At 68.3% G+C, this 20,168-nt stretch carries 18 protein-coding genes; 7 read left to right on the forward strand and 11 right to left on the reverse strand.

Features of this window, described 5'->3' with window-relative positions; all coding sequences use genetic code 11:
- Positions 1-14: 14 nt before the first annotated feature.
- A complete protein-coding gene (locus ACQZF9_RS13960; protein WP_428309568.1) occupies positions 15-932 on the reverse strand; it encodes a metallophosphoesterase family protein in 918 nt (305 codons plus the stop codon).
- 35 nt (positions 933-967) lie between these two features.
- Here ACQZF9_RS13960 and ACQZF9_RS13965 point away from each other — a divergent pair, with 35 nt between their 5' ends.
- From ACQZF9_RS13965 to ACQZF9_RS13980, 4 genes are read left to right on the forward strand one after another with little or no spacing between them, the layout of a single operon-like run.
- Positions 968-2,122 carry a CDP-alcohol phosphatidyltransferase family protein gene (locus ACQZF9_RS13965; RefSeq protein WP_428309569.1) on the forward strand — a complete coding sequence of 385 codons (1,155 nt, stop codon included), beginning with the start codon at positions 968-970 and terminating at the stop codon, positions 2,120-2,122.
- Positions 2,123-2,126: 4 nt separating this feature from the next.
- Positions 2,127-3,041, forward strand: coding sequence for a diacylglycerol/lipid kinase family protein (locus ACQZF9_RS13970; RefSeq protein ID WP_428309570.1), 915 nt, complete (start codon positions 2,127-2,129; stop codon positions 3,039-3,041).
- Positions 3,038-3,982, forward strand: coding sequence for a hypothetical protein (locus ACQZF9_RS13975; RefSeq protein ID WP_428309571.1), 945 nt, complete (start codon positions 3,038-3,040; stop codon positions 3,980-3,982). The genes ACQZF9_RS13970 and ACQZF9_RS13975 overlap by 4 nt, the downstream gene beginning before the upstream one ends.
- Positions 3,983-3,992: 10 nt before the next feature.
- Positions 3,993-5,090, forward strand: a complete 1,098-nt coding sequence (locus tag ACQZF9_RS13980) for a glycosyltransferase family 4 protein (RefSeq protein WP_428309572.1) — start codon at positions 3,993-3,995, stop codon at positions 5,088-5,090.
- A gap of 299 nt (positions 5,091-5,389) precedes the next feature.
- Here the strand turns inward: ACQZF9_RS13980 and spt are convergent, their stop codons facing one another.
- The 10 genes from spt to ACQZF9_RS14030 all read right to left on the reverse strand — a co-directional run bounded on the left by spt (position 5,390) and on the right by ACQZF9_RS14030 (position 15,085).
- A complete protein-coding gene (spt, locus tag ACQZF9_RS13985) occupies positions 5,390-6,619 on the reverse strand; it encodes a serine palmitoyltransferase (protein WP_428309573.1) in 1,230 nt (409 codons plus the stop codon).
- Entirely contained in the window at positions 6,616-6,870 is a 255-nt protein-coding gene (locus ACQZF9_RS13990; protein WP_428309574.1) for an acyl carrier protein, read from the reverse strand. The genes spt and ACQZF9_RS13990 overlap by 4 nt, the downstream gene beginning before the upstream one ends.
- 185 nt (positions 6,871-7,055) lie before the next feature.
- Positions 7,056-8,012 carry an NAD-dependent epimerase/dehydratase family protein gene (locus tag ACQZF9_RS13995; RefSeq protein WP_428309575.1) on the reverse strand — a complete coding sequence of 319 codons (957 nt, stop codon included), beginning with the start codon at positions 8,010-8,012 and terminating at the stop codon, positions 7,056-7,058.
- Positions 8,005-9,789: a fatty acyl-AMP ligase gene (locus tag ACQZF9_RS14000; RefSeq protein WP_428309576.1), complete on the reverse strand. Its 1,785-nt coding sequence runs from the start codon at positions 9,787-9,789 to the stop codon at positions 8,005-8,007. The genes ACQZF9_RS13995 and ACQZF9_RS14000 overlap by 8 nt, the downstream gene beginning before the upstream one ends.
- 264 nt (positions 9,790-10,053) lie before the next feature.
- Positions 10,054-11,091 (reverse strand): ELM1/GtrOC1 family putative glycosyltransferase, encoded by a 1,038-nt coding sequence (locus ACQZF9_RS14005; protein ID WP_428309577.1) that lies wholly within the window; start codon positions 11,089-11,091, stop codon positions 10,054-10,056.
- Positions 11,088-12,263, reverse strand: a complete 1,176-nt coding sequence (locus ACQZF9_RS14010) for a glycosyltransferase (RefSeq protein ID WP_428309578.1) — start codon at positions 12,261-12,263, stop codon at positions 11,088-11,090. The genes ACQZF9_RS14005 and ACQZF9_RS14010 overlap by 4 nt, the downstream gene beginning before the upstream one ends.
- Positions 12,260-13,129 (reverse strand): glycosyl transferase, encoded by an 870-nt coding sequence (locus tag ACQZF9_RS14015; protein WP_428309579.1) that lies wholly within the window; start codon positions 13,127-13,129, stop codon positions 12,260-12,262. The genes ACQZF9_RS14010 and ACQZF9_RS14015 overlap by 4 nt, the downstream gene beginning before the upstream one ends.
- A gap of 42 nt (positions 13,130-13,171) precedes the next feature.
- Entirely contained in the window at positions 13,172-13,918 is a 747-nt protein-coding gene (locus ACQZF9_RS14020; protein WP_428309580.1) for a hypothetical protein, read from the reverse strand.
- Between the two features lie 94 nt (positions 13,919-14,012).
- Positions 14,013-14,858 (reverse strand): hypothetical protein, encoded by an 846-nt coding sequence (locus tag ACQZF9_RS14025; RefSeq protein WP_428309581.1) that lies wholly within the window; start codon positions 14,856-14,858, stop codon positions 14,013-14,015.
- Positions 14,783-15,085: a hypothetical protein gene (locus tag ACQZF9_RS14030; RefSeq protein WP_428309582.1), complete on the reverse strand. Its 303-nt coding sequence runs from the start codon at positions 15,083-15,085 to the stop codon at positions 14,783-14,785. The genes ACQZF9_RS14025 and ACQZF9_RS14030 overlap by 76 nt, the downstream gene beginning before the upstream one ends.
- A 173-nt stretch (positions 15,086-15,258) precedes the next feature.
- Between ACQZF9_RS14030 and ACQZF9_RS14035 the strand changes: the two genes are divergently transcribed.
- The 3 genes from ACQZF9_RS14035 to ettA all read left to right on the forward strand — a co-directional run bounded on the left by ACQZF9_RS14035 (position 15,259) and on the right by ettA (position 19,946).
- Positions 15,259-16,398, forward strand: a complete 1,140-nt coding sequence (locus ACQZF9_RS14035) for a sensor domain-containing protein (RefSeq protein ID WP_428309583.1) — start codon at positions 15,259-15,261, stop codon at positions 16,396-16,398.
- Between the two features lie 28 nt (positions 16,399-16,426).
- Positions 16,427-18,190: an ABC transporter ATP-binding protein gene (locus ACQZF9_RS14040; RefSeq protein ID WP_428309584.1), complete on the forward strand. Its 1,764-nt coding sequence runs from the start codon at positions 16,427-16,429 to the stop codon at positions 18,188-18,190.
- A 91-nt stretch (positions 18,191-18,281) separates the two neighbouring features.
- A complete protein-coding gene (ettA, locus tag ACQZF9_RS14045; RefSeq protein ID WP_428309585.1) occupies positions 18,282-19,946 on the forward strand; it encodes an energy-dependent translational throttle protein EttA in 1,665 nt (554 codons plus the stop codon).
- The last annotated feature ends 222 nt before the right edge of the window (positions 19,947-20,168 follow it).

The raw sequence follows: 20,168 nt of genomic DNA on the forward strand, positions 1-20,168 counted from the left end.
GCACCCACCTCAGTTTAACCGGCGCGCTGCACTGGCAGCTGGAATCGATAGCGGCCGGCACCGACGAAGGCCTGCGCGGCGGCGCCCCAGACGCGCACGCGCTGCTCCAGGTTCCAGCCGGCGCCGTCGTCGCGGCGACTGATGCGCAGCCACTGCCAGCGCGCACCGGCGTCACGCGCGCTAGGCACCGCGGACGCCGAAGGCAGGCCCAGCACCGGCACCACGCCGGCGGGGCCGGCCAGCGCGTCGAGGCGCGCATCGCGGGCGTGGCCGTGCAACAGCAGTTCGACACCGGCGCGGCCAATCACGGCGCGCAGCGCGTCGGCGTCACGCAGCGCCTTGCGATACGAAATGGCGCCGGCGGCGACCGGGTGATGGATCATCAGCACCCGGCACAGCCCGCGCGCGCCCAGATCGCGCAGTTGCTGCTCGAGCCTGGCCAGCTGGGCCTCGCCGACCCGGCCGCTGGCCAGCAGCGGCAGGGTCGGCAGCGCGGAGCTGACGCCGATCAGCGCAATGTCGCCGCGCTCGCGCACATAGGGCCAGCTTTCGGAGCCGTCGTCGTTGCTCATCCACGGCTGCCACAGGCCCCAGCCGCGCGCGTGCTCCAGCGCCACCAGGGCATCGTGATTACCCGGCACCACGCTGACCTGGCTGGCCGGCGCCAGGCTCCGCAGCCAGCTCGCCGCGAGCGGGAACTCACCAGGCAGCGAGAAATTACCGATGTCGCCGGTGATCGCCCAATGGTCGGGCGCGTGCGCGCGTACGTCCGCGACCAGACGTTCCAGCAGGTCGTGCTGCTGGGATTTCCGCCGGCCGCGCGCCCAGCTCAGCGCGCTGAGCTGGCGCTTGGAGAAGCGCTGCAACAGGCTCAGCTGCGGCTGGTAGGCGAGGTGCGGATCGGAAAAGTGCGCAAGCGTAATCGCGGTCACGGATAATGTCGGGCTTTACGGCATCGATTTCGATCATGACACAGCTGCCCCCGTCTTCCCGCGGACTGCACCCGGATGCGCCGCCCACCGCCCTGATCGTCGGTGACGCGCCCGTACGGCTGTGGGGCCTGAGCTCGCGCCAGCGCATCGAGAAGCAGCTCCTGCGCCTGCAGACCGCGCAGCAGTCGCCCAGCGCTACTGGCAGCGGCGCGGTGGTGGTGATGCATGCCGGCTGGGTCTACGACGAGCCGCTGGTCGCGGCGCTGATGACGGCCGCCGTCGGCACCCTGCTGGTCGACGAACTCAGCGGCAAACCCGTCGCAGCCAAGGTCGAAGCAGCGCAGGCGAGCGCGATCGCCAGCGCGCTGGAAAGCGGCAGCCCGGCGCCGGCCGACCTCGATCGCCGCACGCCGGCGACGCTCGCGAGCCACTACAACAACAAGCTGCGCAAGCGCGAGACGCCGTACCTGCTCGCGCTGAGCGCGCAGACCTTGCCCGCGATCGAAAAGCGCATGTTCTCGGGCTCGTACAAGGGCGTCACCGACGCGATCACCAAGTACCTGTGGCCGCTGCCGGCGCGCCATGTGACCAAGTGGTGCGCGATCGCCGGCATCACGCCCAACCAGGTGACCTTCGTCAGCCTGCTGATGGTGATCGGCGCCTTCCATTCGTTCTGGACCGGGCAATACACGCTGGGCTTGATCGAAGCCTGGATCATGACCTTCCTCGACACCGTCGACGGCAAGCTGGCGCGCGTGACGATGAACTCGTCCAAGTTCGGCGACATCTTCGATCACGGCATCGACCTGATCCATCCGCCGTTCTGGTGGTGGGCCTGGATCGCCGGCCTGGGCGCCGTTGCGCTGCCGCTGCCGTACAGCGCGCTGGTGCTGGCGATCGTCGTCGGCGGCTATGTCGCGCAGCGTCTGGAGGAAGGCCTGTTCATGAAGGCCTTCGGCATCGAGATGCACATCTGGCGGCCGTTCGACAGCTTCTTCCGGCTGATCACCGCGCGGCGCAATCCGAACCTGCTGCTGCTGACGATCGCGGTGATCGCCGGCCGCCCGGACCTCGGCATGCTCGCTGTCGCGGTGTGGACCGTGCTGTGCTTCTTCGTGCACGCGCTGCAGATCGTGCAGGCCTATGCGGCGAAGCGCCGCGGCTCGATCGAGTCGTGGCTGAGCCGCTGAGTCCATGCATCAGACGGCGCTGATTCACAACCCGCGCAGCCGGCTCAATCGGCGGCTCGCGGTGCATCTGCCTTCGGGCCTGCTGTCGGCTTCGCCGACCACCGAGGCCGAGCTGTTCGCGTCGCTGACCGAATACGCGCATCGCGAAGTCGATCTGCTGATGGTCAGCGGTGGCGACGGCACTTTGCGCGACGTTCTGACCCAACTGCCGCGCGCCTATGGCGATGTGCCGCTGCCGGCGATCGCGATTCTCGCGGCCGGCAACGCCAACCTGGTCGCCTCCGACGTCGGCGCCTGCCAGTCGCAGCGCGACGCGCTATCGCGGCTCTGCGACGCCGCCGCGACCGGCCGCTGGCGCCGCGACATCGTGCGTCATCCGATCGCGGTCGAGCGTCATGGCCAGCCGACCATTCTCGGATTCTTCATGGGCGCAGCCGCGCTGAATCGCGCTACCCAGTACAACCACGACCACGTCACCGCCGGCGGCGGCGTGTCGGTGGCGATCACCATCGCCGCGGCGATGTGGCGCGCGGTGCGCGGCATCGGCGACTGGGCCGAAGGCGACTGGATGAGCCTGAGCATCGACGGCCACGCAGCGCGCGAAGGCAAGCGCTTTCTGTTCCTTGCCAGCAGCCTGCAAAGCCTGATGCTCGGCCTGTGGCCGTTCTGGGGCAGCAGCGGGCCGATGCGCTATCTGGACGTCGATGCCTACCCGGAGAATCTCGGCCGTTCGCTATGGCCGCTGATGCGCGGCCGGCCGACGACGGCGATGCTGGAGAGCAGCTATCACAGCAGCGGCGCCAGCCAGATTCTGCTGAAAACGCAGGGCCCGATCATCATCGATGGCGAGCCGTTTGCCGCGGCCGACGGCGAATTCCGCCTCGCCCCCGGCCCGGCGCTGCGCTTCGTTTCGCCATGAGCATGGCGCCGTCACCGCTGCGCGACGCAGTCGACGCCGAGTTGCAGCGCGCACTGCCGGCCGAGGTCACGAGCTTTGCCGAACAGCTGGCGCAGCGCGGCGGCAACACCGTTGTCGCGGTGCTGTTCTACGGCAGCAATCTGCGCACCGGCGATCTCGACGGCGTGCTCGATTTCTACGTGCTGGTCGACGAACTGTCGCAATGGCATCGCCATCGCATCACCGCGCTGGCCAATCGCGCGCTGCCGCCGAACGTGTCGTATGAAACCACGCAGATCGATGCGCTGGATCTGCGTGCGAAAGTCGCGGTGCTGAGCCTCGGGCAGTTCGAACGCGGCATGCGCGAAGGCGCGATCGACACGACCTTGTGGGCGCGCTTCGCGCAGCCCCTGGGGCTGGCCTGGGTGCGCGACGACGCCGCGCGCGCGGCTACGGCCGCTGCGGTTTCCAGTGCGCTGACCACGGCCGCGCGCTGGGCCGCATTGCTCGGGCCGCTCAGCGGTGAGGCGAGCGCGTTCTGGCAGGCGCTGTTCCAGAAAACCTATGCGGCAGAACTGCGTGTCGAACGCGGCGGCGGCCGCGCGCGCAGCCTGATCGAACACGAACGCGAGCGTTATACGCGGCTGCTACCGCTGGCCTGGCGCGCGGCCGGCATCGATTTCCGTGTGCGCGGTGAACAGCTGGAGCCGCGGCTCGATGAAGCACGCCGCCGCCGCAGCGCGCGCGCCTGGATGCTGCGTCACGCGATGGGCAAGCCGCTCAACCTGATGCGCCTGACCAAGGCCGCTTTCACCTTCGAAAACGGCGCCGACTACGTCGCCTGGAAAGTCGAGCGCCACTCCGGCGTCAGGCTCGAACTCAGCGATTGGCAGCGTCGGCATCCGCTGCTGGCCGCGCCCGGCGTGCTGTGGCAATTGCGCCGCCGCGGCGCGATCAAGTGAGCCCGCGCTGATGAAAAATGTATGGATGATCAGCCGCGTGTTTCCGCCCGACGAAGGCGGCGTGCAGACCTACAGCCGCGCAGTGGCGCTGGCCTACGCGCGCCTGGGCTGGAACGTGCTGGTGTTCACCAAGACCTCGGCCGGCCCACGCCGCATCGATGACCAGGGTCTGGACATCGTCGATGTCGGCGGCGGATCGAAAGCCCATGTCTACCTGAAGCTGGCGCTGGCGGTGCTCCGCGCGCTGCGAAGCGGCCAGCGGCCGGACGTGGTCCACGCCTGTACCTGGCGCTCCGGCCTCGTGCCGTGGTTGCTGCGGCTGCGGCCGCTGTCGGTCAGCGTCCACGGCCGCGAAATCGGCCGGCCGCGCGGCCTCAATTTCATGCTGATGCGCGCCGTGCTGACGCGGGCAACGCGCGTGATCGCGGTCAGCCACTGGACGCGCCGCCACCTGCTCGCGCGGCTGCCGCAGCTGGAAGCGAACTGCTTCACCGCGTGGAACGGCCTGTCCGATCTGGCAGCGGCGTCGGCGCCGTCTCAGGCTCACGATGAATCCGGCGCCGAGGCGCGTGTGCTGTCGGTGTGCCGGCTGGTGCCGCGCAAGAATCTGCGCGTCGCCATTGCCGCCGCCGGCCGCTGCGCGCAGCGCGGCCTGAAGTTCCGCTACCTGATCGCCGGCCGCGGCCCGGAGATGGCGGCGATGCAGGCGGATATCGATGCGCTGAACCTGGGCGGCCTGATCCAGATGCTCGGCTACGTCAGCGACGACGAGCTGGCGCAGCTGCATGCGGACGCGGACATCTTCCTGCACCCGCAGATTTCGCTGGAAGACGGCGACGAGATGGAAGGCTTCGGCATCACCATCGCCGATGCGATGGCCTTCGGCAGCGCCTGCATCGTCGGCGTCGACGGCGGCCCGGCGGAACTCGGCGTCAGCGGCGAAACCAGCCTGCTGGTGGACGGCCACGACCTCGACGCGGTGACCGAGGCGCTGGCGACGCTGATCGGCGACGCGCCGCGGCGCGCGCGTATGGGCAAGGCGGCCAAAGCCTGGGCGCTGAGCAAACTGTCCTGGGAGCAACACGCGCGCGCGGTGCTGGGCGCCTAGGGAATCTCTGATCAAGTCCTGCGCGCCCGCGCCGGCGTCAAAACCGGCGCGATGCAAGGAAGGCGCGACGATGTGTATTGGACCTACATGAGGAGCGACTAACGCCGCAGCGTGCCGGTTTTGGCGCCGGCCCTTCGGGTTGCCCCGGAAATGCCGCCATGCCGCGTTGCTCGCCCCTTGTTTGGAATCACCAAACCGCGGGACTCGCGCCTTGCCTGGCGGCATCTCCGGGGCAACGCGGGCGCGCAGGACTGGATCAGAGGTTCCCTAGAGCCCCGGCAACGACGATCGATTCCTGGCTAGGCGACCAGCGCGACCTTCGGCGTCGCCGTCTGCGTCGGCAGCACGCCGAGGCGCTGGCCGATGTCGGCGAACAGCGCCAGCGCGGTGTCGATCTGGCGCGGCGTGTGCGCCGCGCTGATACTGGCGCGCAGCAGCGGCTTGTTGGTCGGCGTCGCCGGCGGCAGCGCCAGGTTCACGTACAGGCCGCCCTGCAGCAGCAGGTTCCAGAAACGCACCGCGGTTTCGTTGTCGTCGACGGTGACCGAGACGATCGGGCTGGCCTGCGGGCCGACGTGGAAGCCGAGCGCACGCAGACCGTCGTACAGACGCACGGCGTTGTCGCGCAGGCGCACGCGCAGGCCGCTGTCGGAAATCAGGCGACGCAGCGCTTCCTGGGTCGAGGCGATCACCGCCGGCGGCAGCGAGGCGGTGAACATGTACGGGCGGCAGGCGACGCGCAGCACTTCGAAGCCGTCGATGTCGGAGACGCAGAAACCGCCGACGCTGCCGAGGCTCTTGCTGAAGGTGCCGACGATGAAATCCACGTCCGCTTCGACGCCTGCGCTCTGGCTCAGGCCACGGCCGGTTTCGCCGAGCACGCCCATCGAATGCGCTTCGTCGACCAGCAGGTAGGCGCCGGCTTCGCGCTTGACCTGGGCGATTTCGGCCAGCGGCGCCGAGTCGCCGAGCATCGAATAGATGCCCTCGACGACGATCAGCTTGCTGCCCGGATGGTCCTTGAGCCGGCGCAGACGCTTGTGCAGGTCATCTGGATCGTTGTGACGGAAGCGGATCACTTCGGCGTGGCCCAGGCGCGCGCCGTCGTAGATGCTGGCGTGGCTGTCGGAGTCCAGGATCAGGTGATCGCCGTGGCCGGCGAGCGTCGACAGGATGCTCAAATTGGCCTGGTAGCCGGTGCTGAACACCATGCCGTGCCTGCGGCCGTAGAACTCGGCCAGGCTCAGTTCCAGATCGCGATGGCCGCTGTAGCTGCCATTGGCGACGCGCGAGCCGGTGGTGCCGGTACCGAAGCTGCGCACCGCCTCGACCGAGGCTTCGATGCAGCCCTCGTCGAAGGTCATGCCCAGATAATTGTTGGTGCCGAACAGGATCGTCGTCCGGCCGTTCACGACGCCCTCGGTCGACGACAGGATGCGGTCGAATGTGACCTTCAGCGGATTGGAGTCCGCCGGGCCGAGCCGGTCGTAGGTCTGTGCCAGATGGTCAAACTTGGAAAGGATGCTCATGCCCGCTCGTTCTGCGTGAGTTGGGTGACGGCTTTCACCAGATCATCGACGGTGACGATTTCCGCAACGCGATCGAGCGGGATGGACACGTCGTAGTGATCCTCTAAGGCCATCATCAGGTTCATCACCGCGAGCGAATCCAGGCCCAGGTCCTGGACGATGCGGGTGCGGCCTTCGATTTCGACAGGCCGGGAAACGGCTGCCTTGAGCGCATCGCCAACATGCGCGCGGATGTCAGATGAAGAAGTCATTCGGTCTCAATGGTCTGCCGGTCTTCCTTACGGAAGCCTGAGCCAGACCCGCTGGCTGAGGAAGCGCGCGAGCGGTGCCCTCGGTATGTGTCAAAAAGTCTGCCATAGCTTAGCAAACTAGTTTAATCGGCTTGTAACCCGGTCGTGCTTCCGCTGCGCGGCGCGCCCGGCCCGTACGTCATGTATCAGGCTCGGGGCAGCCAACCGGCGCTGCGATAGGCCCTCACCGCGTCGGCGAAACCGGCCTGCAGATCCCAAGCTGGGGCCCATTGCGGCAGATTCAAGCGCTCGGCCTCGCCCACCGCCCAGTCCAAGTGCCTGAGTTCGCGCAACTTTTGCGAATTGAGCATATTGCCGCGGCCGAGCAGCCGGGCCAGGTCGCCGCAGATCGCAGCGGCCTTCAGCAGCCCGCCGGGCAGCGGCCAGTAGCCGCGCGGCCGGGCGCCCATCGCCGCCGCGGCGGCCTGCATCAGTTCGCGCCAGCTGTAGCCGGCCGGCCGCGCGTCGCAGGCGGCCTCGATCCGGCCGGTCGCCGGGCGGCCGAGCATGCCGACCAGGGCCGCACACAGATCGTCGACATGGATGACCGCGCTGCGCGCCGGCGCCGCGCCGAGCAGCGGCACCCAGGGCAGGCTCGCCATTTTGAAGAAGGCCAGGGTCTCGGGGTCGCCCGGGCCGTAGACCGCCGGCGGACGCAGGATGCTCAGGCGCTCGCCGAGCACGTCGATCGCCGCCTGCTCGGCCGCGCGCTTGCTCGCCGCGTAGTCGGAAAATCCCGGCTCGCGCGCCGCCAGGCTCGACACCAGCAGCAAGTGGGTCTGCGCACTGGCCGCGACCGCGTTCGCCAAATGGCGTGTGCCGTCGCGATTGGCGCGCATGAAATCATCGCGGCTCGGCGCCTTGATCAGCCCGGCCAGGTGCACCACCGCGTCGGCACCGGCGACCAGCCGCCTTGAGGCGGCCGGGTCGCGCAGATCGCCCTGCTCCACTTCGATATCCAGATCGCCCCACAGCGCGTCGGCCGGGTCGCGTCTGACCAGGATCCTCAGCCGCCAGCCGGCGGCGGCCAGTTGTGGCAGCAGCCGGCGACCGATGAAGCCGGTGGCGCCGGTGACCGCGACCAGCCGGCCCGCTTCAGCCACCCGCAGCGGCCTTGGCGAAACCACCCGACAGGTACAGCGCCCGCGCCTTGGCACGGCTGAGCTTGCCCGACGAGGTCTGCGGCAAGGAGCGCGGTGGCACCGGCACCACGCGCACCTCGATGCCGTGGCGCGCGCGCAGCACGCCGGAGACTTCTTCGCACAGCGCGTCGCGCGCCGTGGTTTCGGTGAGCCGCGATTCCACCAGCACCACCACCGATTCGCCAGCCTCGTCGTCGACCGCGAAGGCGGCCACGTCGCCGCTGCGCAGGCTGCTCACCTCACCTTCGGCGGTCCACTCCAGATCCTGCGGCCGGATGTTGCGGCCGTTGACGATGATCAGGTCCTTGGCGCGGCCGGTGATGACGATTTCGCCGTCGGCCAGATAGCCGATGTCGCCGGTGTTGAGCCAGCCGTCGCTGCCGATCGCGCGCGCGGTTTCTTCGGGCTGCGCGAAATATTCCTTGAACAGACTCGGTCCGCGCACATGAATCAGGCCGACGCCGAATTCCGCCATCGGCTTGCCGTTTTCATCCCGCACCTGGACCTCGTGGCCCGGCAGGATGGCGCCGCAGCGCACGAATTCGCGGCGCCGATGCGAGCCTTCCGCCGGCGCCACCGCGATGTGTTCGCGCTCGAGCCGGTCGGTGTCGAGCACGTCCATGCGCAGGCCACGGCCCAGCGGCGAGAACGACAGTGCCAGCGCCGCTTCGGCCATGCCGTAGCTCGGCGTCATCGCACCGCGGCTGAAGCCGCTGGCCGCGAACGAGTCCATGAACTTGTGCAGCGGGCCGGGCCGCACCATGTCGCCGCCGATACCGGCCGCGCGCCAGCGCGACAGGTCCAGACCTTCCGGCACACCGCCGTTTTCGACGCGGCGCGCGCACAGCTCGAAGCCGAAGCTCGGCGAGAAGCTCAAGGTGCCGCCGTAGCTGCTGATCAGCTGCAGCCAGGTCAAGGGCCGGCGCGCGAATTCGCGCGTCGCCAGATAGTCCACCGAAATCGCGCAGCACACCGGTGTCAGCAGAAAGCCCACCAGACCCATGTCGTGATAGAACGGCAGCCACGACGCGCAGCGATCCTTCGCGGTGATCTGCAGGCCATAACGCACGATCGCATCGATATTGGCGACCACCGCGCGATGCGTAACCGCGATCGCATGCGGGAAGCGCGTGCTGCCGGACGAGAACTGCAGGTAGGCCAGCTCGTCCGGCGTCGGCGCGACCAGCTCGCCGGTGAAAGGCTCGACTTCGCCCAGGCCCGCAACGGTGCCGACGAAGCGCAGCGCCAGGCCGTCGCAGGCCTCCTTGATCCAGCTCTCGAACGCGGCCGGTGCCAGCGCCGCGGCGGCGCCGATGCTCTCGGTCATCTTGCGGATGTGTTCGAGATAGGTCGCGCGGCCACCGAGCGCCGCCGGCAAGGGCAGCGGCGCCGGCACCAGGCCGGCGAGCTGGCAGGCGAAAAAGGCGCGGGCAAAATCGCCGTCGGTTTCGGCCAGCAGGGCCACCCGATCACCGCGCACCAGGCCCCTGGCCAGCAGCCGGCGCGCCAGCGCCTCCGACTGTTCCAGCAGGGACACGTAAGGGAGCGCTTCGGTCAGCTGGCCACGGCCGCTGTAGAAATTCATCCCGGCCGCACCCTGCGCCGCGCGGCGCAAGGCCGCGGCGAGGCTGGGGAAATCACCAATGCCGCGCAGAACGGCGGCGCTGGTGGCGGGTGTGTGGTTGGTCATGAAGGCACGATCGATGATGTTGACGCCAGCCCCGTACGTGAGCGGCATGGGTCAAACACCCATTTTAGCCGAGTGCGTCGCCAGGCAGCGCGCCGTCGCGTCGACGCGGCGGGTGGCTATCTATACGTGGAATGCTGGCACCGGTTGCACGGCTGGTTCAAAACGACCGAGCCAGAACGATAAGCGTACCTTCGATCCGCGCGCTCGCATCACTTGCCGATACATCGCGCGCGCTTCGGGCAGCTCCCGAGAAAGCCCGCGCGAGCGCGCCGATCTGCTGTGGGCCTCGCTGGCGGGCACGACTCGGCGCCGCTAAGCCAGCCACGGTGCGACGCGCTGCGCCAGCCGCGACAAATCGTCGTCCAGCGCCGCATTCCAGCTCAGGCGCGCCTCGGATCGGCCGAAGATGCCGATCAAGCCGTCGCGCGCCAATGCCGCGATCCAGCGGTCCAGATCGACCGTCGGTGCCCAGATGCCGCGACGGATCAGCGCGCGTTCCAGCGGCGCCGGGAACAGGCCGCGCAGCAGTCGACGACGACGCAAATGCAGCGACGGCCGCAGCGGCACCACCTGCAGCGGCCGGCCGCTGCGCAGCGCGTCGGCGATCATCGACGCCGAGTCGCCGGTGACGACCAGGCGATCCGCCAGCGCCAGGTATTCGGCGTAGGCCTCGCGGCTGCGGCCGTCGGCGTAATCGCTGATTTCGTGCGCGACGCCGGCCTGCCCCAGCGCCTGCTTCAAGGCCGCAGCCCAGGCTGGCGGCGTGCGCGGGCTGGTGCAGACCAGCAGGCTGCCGCCGCGACCTTGCTTTGCCAGCTGCACGGCCAGCGCTTCGACTCTCGCCGAGTCCAGCGTGAAATGGCGGCTGAGGCCGCCGACGATCAGGCAGGTCCACGGTCGCGGCAAAGCGGCGAGACGCTGCAGCGCGGCGGCTCTCGCCGGCTCGTCGAGCTGCGGCGGTGCATTCAGCGGCAGCCGCAGCGCGAACACATTGGCAGCCGCCGGCACCGAGTCCTGCGGCAAGGGCAGCAGCAGATCGAGCTGCGCCGGTGCGATGTCGCGTGAGCGGCCCAGATGAATGATGCGCGTGCGCCCGCCGCTGGCGCGCTTGATCCATAGCGCCGCCTGCAAGGTCTTGCCGAAGGAAATCACCAGCGCCGGCCAGGGCGCGACCAGGCCGCTTTGCTCGGCCTTTTCCGGCGTCCAGCCGAACGCGGCGCGCGCCGCCTGCCCCGGCTCGAATACCGGTTTTTCTTCCCAGCTTTGCGCCAGCGCCGCGGCCAGTCGACGCTGCTGCGCCAACTCGCCGGCGCGCGGGCCGGCCAGCAGCCAGATGCGGCCGTCGCTCACCGGCGGCCGGCGGCCGCGATGCGCGCGACCCAGTCCTCGGACAGCCGCTGCGGCTGGTACTGCGGCCAGTGGCGATCGCGGAACGTCTGCAGGTCGCGAGCGCGCGCAGCGCCATCACCGAGATAGCGGCTCAGACCTTGATCGAAATCATCGAGCACCGCGCAATCGGCGAAGGCCTGGTAGGTTTCGATCGAACTCGCGATCACCGGCAGATCGTGGGCCATCGCCATCAGCAGCCGGTTCGGCGATTTGCCGCGATTGAAATTATTGCGATTCGCCGGAATCAGGCAGACACGCGCACGCTGCATCGCCGCGAACACGCCCAGCGGACTCCATTGCACATAGCGGCTGGGCACGCCGCGATCCGCGATCAGCTTGCGATACAGCGCGAGGTCGTTGCTGACCACCAGCAGGCGGAACGGCAGGCGCGCGTACGCTGCCCGCAGTTGCGGCAGGCATTCGCTGAGCGCGCCAAGGCCTTCGTTGCCGCCCTTGCTGCTGCTGTTGCCGAACCACAGCACCACTGGCAGAGCGCCGTGGCCGATGCGCCGCCAGACACCGATGCCATCCAGCGCCTGCTTGATCGCAAGGCCCAGAGCGTAGCGCCACGTCAGCCACTTCATGGGGCCGGCCAGCGCGCGCGAAACTGCGCGATTGGGCCAGCTTCGCGGCGCGATCGAGCGCGCGGTCAGCTCACGCGTTTCGATCGGATCGGCCTGCTCCACCAGCTTGCCCTGGCAGTCCGCCGGCAGGTTTTCGCGCAGCACCTGGCTCAGGCCGGCGCCGTTGGTGACGATGCCGGTCGCCAGCCGCGCGATCGCGATGAAGGCGGCGCGTATCGCATCACCCGCCTCGGTGTTGCCGCCGTAGCCAGCGGAGAAAATGTTGTCGCAGAGATCGAACCAGATCGGGATGCCGCGCTTCGCCGCTTCTTCGGCCAGCGCGACGTCCGACCGATAAAACGTCTTGACGAAAATCAGCGCGGCGACACCCTCCAGCGAGCAGCCGCGATCACCTTCGACGATCACCGACTGGCGGTAGAGCTGCTCGTTCGCCAGCAGCGGCATCAGGCAGCGATAGCGCACGCTGGCGACCCCCGGCTTGGCCTTCTTCAGCTTCCAGACGATCCAGCCGGCAGGCAGTGCCGCCGGCGCGTTGGCGGCGCCGTTCAACGCAGCTTGAGTCCGAACCAGCTGCGCGCGCCGCGCGTCACCGTGTTGCCGGCGTGACGGCGTTCGGACTTCTTCACCAGCGGCCCATAAGGCTCGGGATTGCGGTACTGCTCGGGGCTGCGACCGGCGGCCAGTGCCTCGCGATACTCGCGATCGAACAGCGCGCTCAAATCGCGGCGCGGATGCGGCATCACCTTGCCGTCGAACCAGTGCGGGCGGCCTTCGGCCTTGAGCCGGGCAAACGCATAGGGATGCGAAAACTGCGTGCCCATGTCGGAGTAATGCAGCACCTTGATGCGCTCGGCCGGCTGGCCGTCGCCGTCGATGCTGTTGAACGCCGGGTCCATCGCCTGCACCTGCTCCGGGTGCTGCTCGAAATGCTTCTTCAGCTTGTTGTGGGTCTCGGGATCGGCGCGCAGCTGCGCCAGCGACGGCAGCACGCGGCGCGCGGCGGCGCAGTCCCAGAGCATGATGCAGAAACGCTGGAAGCCCTCGTCGTGGCGCGCCGCGAACACCGCGGATTCGCGAATCGGCGTGCGCCACAACTCGGCGATGTCGGACAGCACGATCATGTCGGTGTCCATGAAGATCGCGCGGCCTTCAAAATGGCACAGCTCCGGAATCGCCCAGCGCAGCGCCGAGAACGGCGTCGCCCAGCGCTCGGTGCGCCAGCCGACGCCGGTCGCCGCATCGGCCTGCGGATTCGAATACCAGAAGCTCTGCGGATTGCGCGACAGCCGCACCCAGGTGATGTCCACCGGCAAGCTGGCGTGCTTACGCATCGAATGCTCGAGCACCATCATCTGCTCGAGATCGCAGTCGTTGGGATCGCAGCCGGCGAAAACGCGGATGGTGTCGGGATTCATGGCGGGCCTGGGTGCGGGAGATCGGACGATGCCGCCCTGCGCTCAGTTGCTGGAATGGAAACCCAGCGCGCTGCGCAGGCGGTCGATGCGGCGGGCCAGCCACCATTTCGGCCGGTTCTGCACATAGTAGGTCAGCATGATCGAGCGGCGCTCGCCGTCGGCCTCGGCCACGGTCGCGGCGCTGTGCCAGCTGGCATGCGCCTGCACCGGGAAGGCGTAGCCGCTGGCCGGCAGGAAGGGCATCCGCGTGGTGCGCTGCGCGGCTTCGCCGCTGCGGCCTTCGTGAAAGATCGTGCCGATGTGCTGCTGCGCGTCGTCCTCGGGCAGATAGAACTGCACGGTGATCGCCTTGCGCACCACGTCGCTGTGGATGCCGATGCGATAGCCCGGCAGATCGCGCACCACGATCGGCACCGGGTACAGATGGATCTGGTCGATACCGCGGCCGAAGCGTGACTCGAGTGCGTTGCGGAACTTGCGCTTGAACGCGTCCTGCAGCTCGCGCGACATCAGCAGTTTCGACAGCGGCTGCCACAGCCGGCGCTGCTCCGCCGGCAGCCGCCACAGCTGTTCCGGATAGAGATAAAAGCGCAGGCGCGCGCTGCTGCCGTCGGGACGGCGCGCATCCTCATGCGACAGCTCGTGGAAGTGGCGCCGTTCCGGCAGATTGCGCAGCAACTCGCGGTACAGCGAAGCGGGGAACAGATCGCGCAGATAGACGTGGTCGAAAGGATGGGTTTCGAGCGCGGCTTCGTCGATGCGCGTGATGACGCTGGGTTGGGCAAGCATGCGAAATTGTAGGGGGCGCTCAGGCCGCCGTGCAATGCAATCCGGGCCGCCGGCGGACGGCCGGAGACCAGTGCCGGTCCAGCGTGGCCCGCGCTCAGCTGGCGCGTGCGTAGCCCGGCAGCGGCAGTGGCTGAGCCACCGGCTGCAGCGCCTGCTGCCATCGATCCAGGATCGGCCCCGGCGCGCTGTAGCGCTCGGCCAGCGTGCGGCCGCGCAGCGCGTGCAGCTGGCGCAGCGTCGGCATGCGCAGATAGCGGCGCAGCCCGGCTTCCAGATCGCCCGGTTCCATCGCCGCGGCATAGCGCCGATAGCTCGGGATCGGCGACGCGACCACCGGCAGGCCGGCGCGGAATGCGCTGACGACGCGGTTGTCGGTCTTGCAGGCGGTGAATTCGTTGTCGGAGGCCGGGATCAGCACGATGTCGTGCTGGGCCAGCAGCTGCGGAAACGTCTGCGCATTCCATTGCAGGTAACGGTGCGGGAATGCGGCATCGGCAAACAGCCGCCGGTACTTGCTGCGGTTGTTGGAGATCACGCTCAGGTGCAGCGGGAATTCGCGATTCAGCCGTTCCAGCAGCGGCCGCATTGCGGCGATGTCGCACAGGCCCACCGGCGCCCAGTCGCCGCCCTGGTCGCCGAACCAGACCAGGCGCGTCGGTGCCTGCGGGCCACGCGGCGGCAGACTCGCGTCCGCGCGCCACAGGCTCCATCGCGCCTGCAGCCTCGCGTAGGCGCTGACAGGCACCACCGACAGGTCGTCGGCCAGATCGCCGATCACTAGCGGCGCCGGCGCCGCCGGGCACACCCGAGCAACGACTTCTCCCAGGCGCGCCGAAGCCACCACCACTTGGTCGACGAGGCCGATCAGCTGGCGCAGCCGCAGCGAGCGCCGGCGCAGCTTGTCGTTGTGCTCGGGCGGGGCATCAGATGGTTGTCGCACAGATCCATCAGCAGCCGGCAGCCGCCGGCCTTGAGACGCTGCGCCATCTCGCAGCTGCCGGCATCGGAGCGCGCGCCCAGCACCACGCAGCGATAGCGTGCCGGCTGCCGCGGGTCGAACCATTCGACCTCGACGCCGCGCTCGCGCAGGCCGCGCATCACCAGCTCGCCGCGCAGGCGCCGGCCGGGGTTACTCAGGGAATCCCATCGGGGCCACCATCCCATCATCTTCAGCTTCCTTGCCTGTCTGCCGTCGCGGCCGTCCTGGCCATTGCCCCCTACTGGACCCACCATCGGCAGCCGAGGTTCCACGAACCGTGCATCCGCTGACACCGCGGCGGGATGCCGGCGCCGTGCAAAACACCGACAATACGGGCCCGAATTCCCCCCGGAGTTGCTGCTTGCGGCTGGTCTTCCCCTATCTCGCGCAGGCGCATCAGGTGCTGCATTCGCTGCCGATCGCGGCGGCGATCGCGCAACGCGACCCGCAAGCCCAGGTCCACGTCGCCGCGGTCAGCGCCGCTCAACTGGATTTTGCGTGCCGGCTGATCGAGCGCCATGCGCCACAGGCGCGGATCGCATTCGACCTGTTGCCGCTGGGTCCCGGCGACGCCGCGCGCCTCGTCCTCGGCTGGGGCAAGACCCATTTCAAGCAGTACACGCTGCTGCGCAACCGCGGCTACTTCAACGGCTTCGACGCCGTGGTAACGCCGGAGCGGACTTCGCTGTTCCTGCGCCGCATCGGCATCAAGGCCGCGCTGATCTGGACCCGCCACGGCGCCGGCGATCGCGAAATCGGCTTCGCCGAAGACGTGCGCGAGTTCGACTTCGTGCTGATGGCGGGGCGCAAGATCGAGCAGCGCCTGCTCGCCGCCGGACTGATCCGGCCCGGCGCGTACCGCAGCGGCGTCTACGCCAAGTTCGACTGGGCGCAGCGCGCCGTCGGCGAGCGTCTGTTCGACAACGACCGGCCGACGGTGCTCTACAACCCGCACTTTCGTGCGGCGCTGTCGTCGTGGCCACGCTGGGGCCGCGCGGTGCTGGACGCGTTCGCGGCGAGCACGCGCTACAACCTGATCTTCGCGCCGCACGTACGTCTGTTCGACCCACCGCGTGCCGCCGACTACGCGGCGCTGGCGCCATACCAGGGCCTGCCGCATGTGCATGTCGACCTCGGCAGCGAACGCAGCATCGACATGAGCTACACCCAGGCCGCGGACCTGTATCTGGGCGACGTCAGCAGCCAGGTTGCCGAGTTCCTGAGCCGGCCGCGGCCCTGCGTGTTTCTGGACGCGCACGACACGCCCTGGCAACACGATCCGAACTATCGCTTCTGGGCACTGGGGCCGGTGCTGAACTCGGTGGCGCGGCTGGAAGACGAGCTCGACCGCGCGTTCGAGCAGCAGCGGGCGCAGGTGGTCGCACAGCAGCGTTATGTCGCCGACACTTTCGAGCTGGAGCCCGGGCCCTCGGCACCGCGCGGTGCCGAGGCGATCATCCAATTTCTGCGCGCCGGGCGCGGCGCCGGCAGAATCGCGTAGCAGAACCGGTTAGGATTCGCGCCGCCACATGAACCCCAATCCCCAGAACGCGCCCTCCGTCGCGCGGCCCGCTCCGCAAGGCCGGCTGCGCATGCCCCTGCTGTGGCGTTTCAGCGGTCTGATCTCGGGCAGGCGCAATGCCGCGGTCGCGCTGTGCGTGGTCTTCGCCAGCCTTGCCGACGGCTTCGGCATCGCCACGCTGCTGCCGCTGATCGCGGTGCTCGACGAAGGCTCCAGGACCAGTTCGATCGCCAGGACCATCCTCAAGCTGCTGCAGACCCTGCACATCCCGGCGGTGCCCGGCGTGCTGCTGGGCATCGTCGTCGGCGGCGTGCTGGTCAAGGGCACGCTGATGGTCGTGGCGCTGCGCCAGATCGGCAGCGCGGTCGCCGATGTCGGCTCCAAGCTGCGCATCAGCCTGGTCGATTCGCTGCTGCGTGCGCGCTGGAGCTACTACGTGCGCCAGCCGGTCGGGCGCTTCTCCAACGCGCTCGGCGGTGAAGCCAACCAGGCCGGCGACGCCTACAACGCGGCCATGCAGATGCTGTCGCAGGCTGTGCAGGCGATGGTGTACCTGAGCATCGCCACGATCGTGTCCTGGCAGCTGGCGCTGTTCACGCTGTTCGTCGCCGGCCTGATGCTGGGCTCGCTGAACCGCTTCCTGCTCGGTGCCAAACGCAGCGCCAAAACCCAGCAGAAGCTGCTGCGCGCGATTCTCGGCCGGCTCACCGACGTGCTGGTCGGTATCAAGCCCTTGAAAGCGATGAGCCGCCAGGCCCGGTTCGCGCAGCTGTTCGACCGCGATCTGAAGGACGTACGCAAGGCTTCGCGCCGCCAGGTGTTCAGCAAGAACGTCAACAAGGCGCTACAGGAGCCGATCCTGGCGCTGTGCCTGTCGCTGGGCATTTTCGTCGCACTGAAAGTGCTGGGCCTGCCGATCGGCGAAATCATCGTCATGAGCCTGCTGCTGACCAAAACCGTGCTGACCATCGGCAAGGCGCAGCAGGAACTGCAGAATTTCTACGCCGCGCAGCCCGGCCTGAAAGCGATACGCGCCACCGTCAGCGACGCCGATGCCCAGGGGGAAGACGCACAGCCCGGCGTCACGCCGACGCTGGAGCGCGGCATCGAGTTCCGCGGCATCGTCTTCGCCTACGACGATGCGCAGCCGACGCTGCGCAACCTGTACATGCAGATCGGTGCCGGCGATGTCGTCGCGCTGACCGGCCCGTCCGGCGCCGGCAAGACCACGCTGATCGACCTGCTGCTGGGCTTTCATCGCGCGCAGCAGGGCGAGGTGCTGATCGACGGCGTGCCGCTGCGCGAGATCGACCTGCGCCAGTGGCGCTCGCTGATCGGCTACGTGCCGCAGGAGCTGATCCTGTTCCACGACAGCATCGCCGCCAACGTGACGCTGGGCGAGCCGCGCTTTTCCGAAGCCGACGTCGAGCGCGCGCTGCAGGCGGCCGGCGCTCTGGACTTCGTGCGCAGCCTGCCGCAGGGCATGCACACGATCGCCGGCGAGCGTGGCTCGGCGCTGAGCGGCGGCCAGCGTCAGCGCATCGCGCTGGCGCGCGCGCTGGTGCACGAGCCGCGGCTGCTGATCCTCGACGAGGCCACCAGCGCGCTGGACCCGGAAACCGAGCTGCTGATCATCGACAACGTCGCCCGCCTGGCGCGCGAGCGCGGCCTGACCGTGGTTTCGGTGACGCATCATCCGGCCTGGCTGTCGTCGGCGACGCGCATCCTGCGCCTGGAAGCCGGCCAGGTTGCCGCGCGCGCCGCGGCTTGAGCCCGGGCGAACCCGGGGTTGCACCCGGGCTGCGATTACAATGCCGGCATTCGCCGCACTCTCCCCTTTATTTTTTAGCTGCCAGTAGCCCATGAGCCAATACGTTTACACGATGAACAAGGTCGGCAAGACCGTCCCGCCGAAGAAGGAAATTCTGCGTGACATCTCGCTGTCGTTCTTTCCCGGCGCCAAGATCGGCGTGCTCGGCTACAACGGCGCCGGCAAGTCCACGCTGCTGAAAATCATGGCCGGCGTGGACAAGGATTTTCACGGCGAGGCCAGGCCGATGCCGGGCCTGCAGGTCGGTTATCTGCCGCAGGAGCCGCAGCTGGACCCGGCCAAGAACGTGCGCGAAAACGTCATGGAGGCGATGGGCCACATCACCAAAGCCCAGGCCGATCTGGAAGCGGTTTATGCCGCCTACGCCGAGGAAAACGCCGATTTCGACAAGCTCGCCGCGCGTCAGCAGGAGCTGGAAAACATTCTCGCCGCCAACGACGGCAACAACCTCGACGTGGTGCTGGACAAGGCCGGCGAGGCGCTGAACCTGCCGCCCTGGGACGCCGACGTCACCAAGCTCTCCGGCGGTGAGCGCCGCCGCGTCGCGCTGTGCCGCCTGCTGCTCAGCAAGCCGGACATGATCCTGTTAGATGAGCCGACCAACCATCTCGATGCCGAGTCGGTGGCCTGGCTGGAGAAATTCCTCAAGGACTTCCCCGGCACCATCATCGCGGTCACGCATGACCGCTACTTCCTCGACAACGTCGCCGGCTGGATTCTGGAGCTCGACCGCGGCCACGGCATTCCCTGGCAGGGCAATTACTCGACCTGGCTGGAGGGCAAGGAAAAGCGCCTGTCGGCCGAGTCCAAGAGCGAGGACGCGCATGCCAAGGCGATGAAGGAAGAGCTGGAGTGGGTGCGCAAGAACCCCAAGGGCCGCCAGAGCAAATCCAAGGCGCGATTGAAGGCCTACGAGGAAATGGCGAGCCAGGAATTCCAGAAGCGCGCCGAAACCAAGGAGCTGTACATTCCGCCCGGCCCGCGCCTCGGCGACAGCGTGCTCGAGGTCAACGGCGTCGGCAAGAAGTACGGCGATCGCTGGCTGTACCAGGGGCTCAGCTTCAGCGTGCCCAAGGGCGCGATCGTCGGCATCGTCGGCGCCAACGGCCGCGGCAAGACCACGCTGTTCCGCATGCTGCTCGGCCAGGAACAGCCGGACGCCGGCACCATCAAGATCGGCGAAACCGTCAAGCTCGCCTACGTCGACCAGAGCCGCGACGCGCTCGACGGCGAGAAGACCGTGTTCCAGGAAATCTCCGGCGGCAACGACATCATCCGCGCCGGCAGCTTCGAAATGCCGGCGCGCGCCTACATCGGCCGTTTCAATTTCAAGGGCGAAAGCCAGGGCAAGCGCGTCAAGGATCTGTCCGGCGGCGAACGCAATCGCCTGCATCTGGCGAAGATGCTGCTGAGCGGCGGCAACGTGCTGCTGTTCGACGAACCGACCAACGACCTCGATGTGGAAACCCTGCGCGCACTGGAAGAAGCGCTGCTGGATTTCTCCGGCTGCGCGCTGGTGATTTCGCATGACCGCTGGTTCCTCGACCGCGTGTCGACGCACATCCTCGCGTTCGAGGACAGCGGCGAAATCACCTTCATCGAAGGCAACTACAAAGAGTACGAAGAAGACTTCCGCCGCCGCACCGGCGCCGAGCCCGGCATCAACCGGCGCTCGCGGCACAAGAAGCTGGGCTGAGATCGGGGTTCTGGTCCTTCGATACGCCGCTACGCGGCTACTCGGGACGAACGGGGTTTCCATGTCGCCGATGTCACAAGCCAACTGCGTTCGTCCCGAGTAGCGGGCTTTGCCCGCGTATCGAGGGACTCGATCGCAGTCGGTTGGAAAGTGGGCGTTGCGGTTTGGCCTGCCCGAATGGCGCGCTTCCTGCACCTCAGGCGCTGGACTATCAGGAGCTTC

The organism is Hydrocarboniphaga sp., from assembly GCF_965279055.1.
In the GTDB taxonomy this organism is placed as follows: domain Bacteria; phylum Pseudomonadota; class Gammaproteobacteria; order Nevskiales; family Nevskiaceae; genus Hydrocarboniphaga.

Bases quoted from the DNA above. Each gene is read 5' to 3' on its own strand.
- ACQZF9_RS13965 (WP_428309569.1), top strand. From the start codon at position 968: ATGACACAGCTGCCCCCGTCTTCCCGCGGACTGCACCCGGATGCGCCG.
- ACQZF9_RS13970 (WP_428309570.1), top strand. From the start codon at position 2,127: ATGCATCAGACGGCGCTGATTCACAACCCGCGCAGCCGGCTCAATCGG.
- ACQZF9_RS13975 (WP_428309571.1), top strand. From the start codon at position 3,038: ATGAGCATGGCGCCGTCACCGCTGCGCGACGCAGTCGACGCCGAGTTG.
- ACQZF9_RS13980 (WP_428309572.1), top strand. From the start codon at position 3,993: ATGAAAAATGTATGGATGATCAGCCGCGTGTTTCCGCCCGACGAAGGC.
- spt (WP_428309573.1), bottom strand. From the start codon at position 6,619: ATGAGCATCCTTTCCAAGTTTGACCATCTGGCACAGACCTACGACCGG.
- ACQZF9_RS13990 (WP_428309574.1), bottom strand. From the start codon at position 6,870: ATGACTTCTTCATCTGACATCCGCGCGCATGTTGGCGATGCGCTCAAG.
- ACQZF9_RS14000 (WP_428309576.1), bottom strand. From the start codon at position 9,789: ATGCCGCTCACGTACGGGGCTGGCGTCAACATCATCGATCGTGCCTTC.
- ACQZF9_RS14015 (WP_428309579.1), bottom strand. From the start codon at position 13,129: ATGAATCCCGACACCATCCGCGTTTTCGCCGGCTGCGATCCCAACGAC.
- ACQZF9_RS14020 (WP_428309580.1), bottom strand. From the start codon at position 13,918: ATGCTTGCCCAACCCAGCGTCATCACGCGCATCGACGAAGCCGCGCTC.
- ACQZF9_RS14030 (WP_428309582.1), bottom strand. From the start codon at position 15,085: ATGATGGGATGGTGGCCCCGATGGGATTCCCTGAGTAACCCCGGCCGG.
- ACQZF9_RS14040 (WP_428309584.1), top strand. From the start codon at position 16,427: ATGAACCCCAATCCCCAGAACGCGCCCTCCGTCGCGCGGCCCGCTCCG.
- ettA (WP_428309585.1), top strand. From the start codon at position 18,282: ATGAGCCAATACGTTTACACGATGAACAAGGTCGGCAAGACCGTCCCG.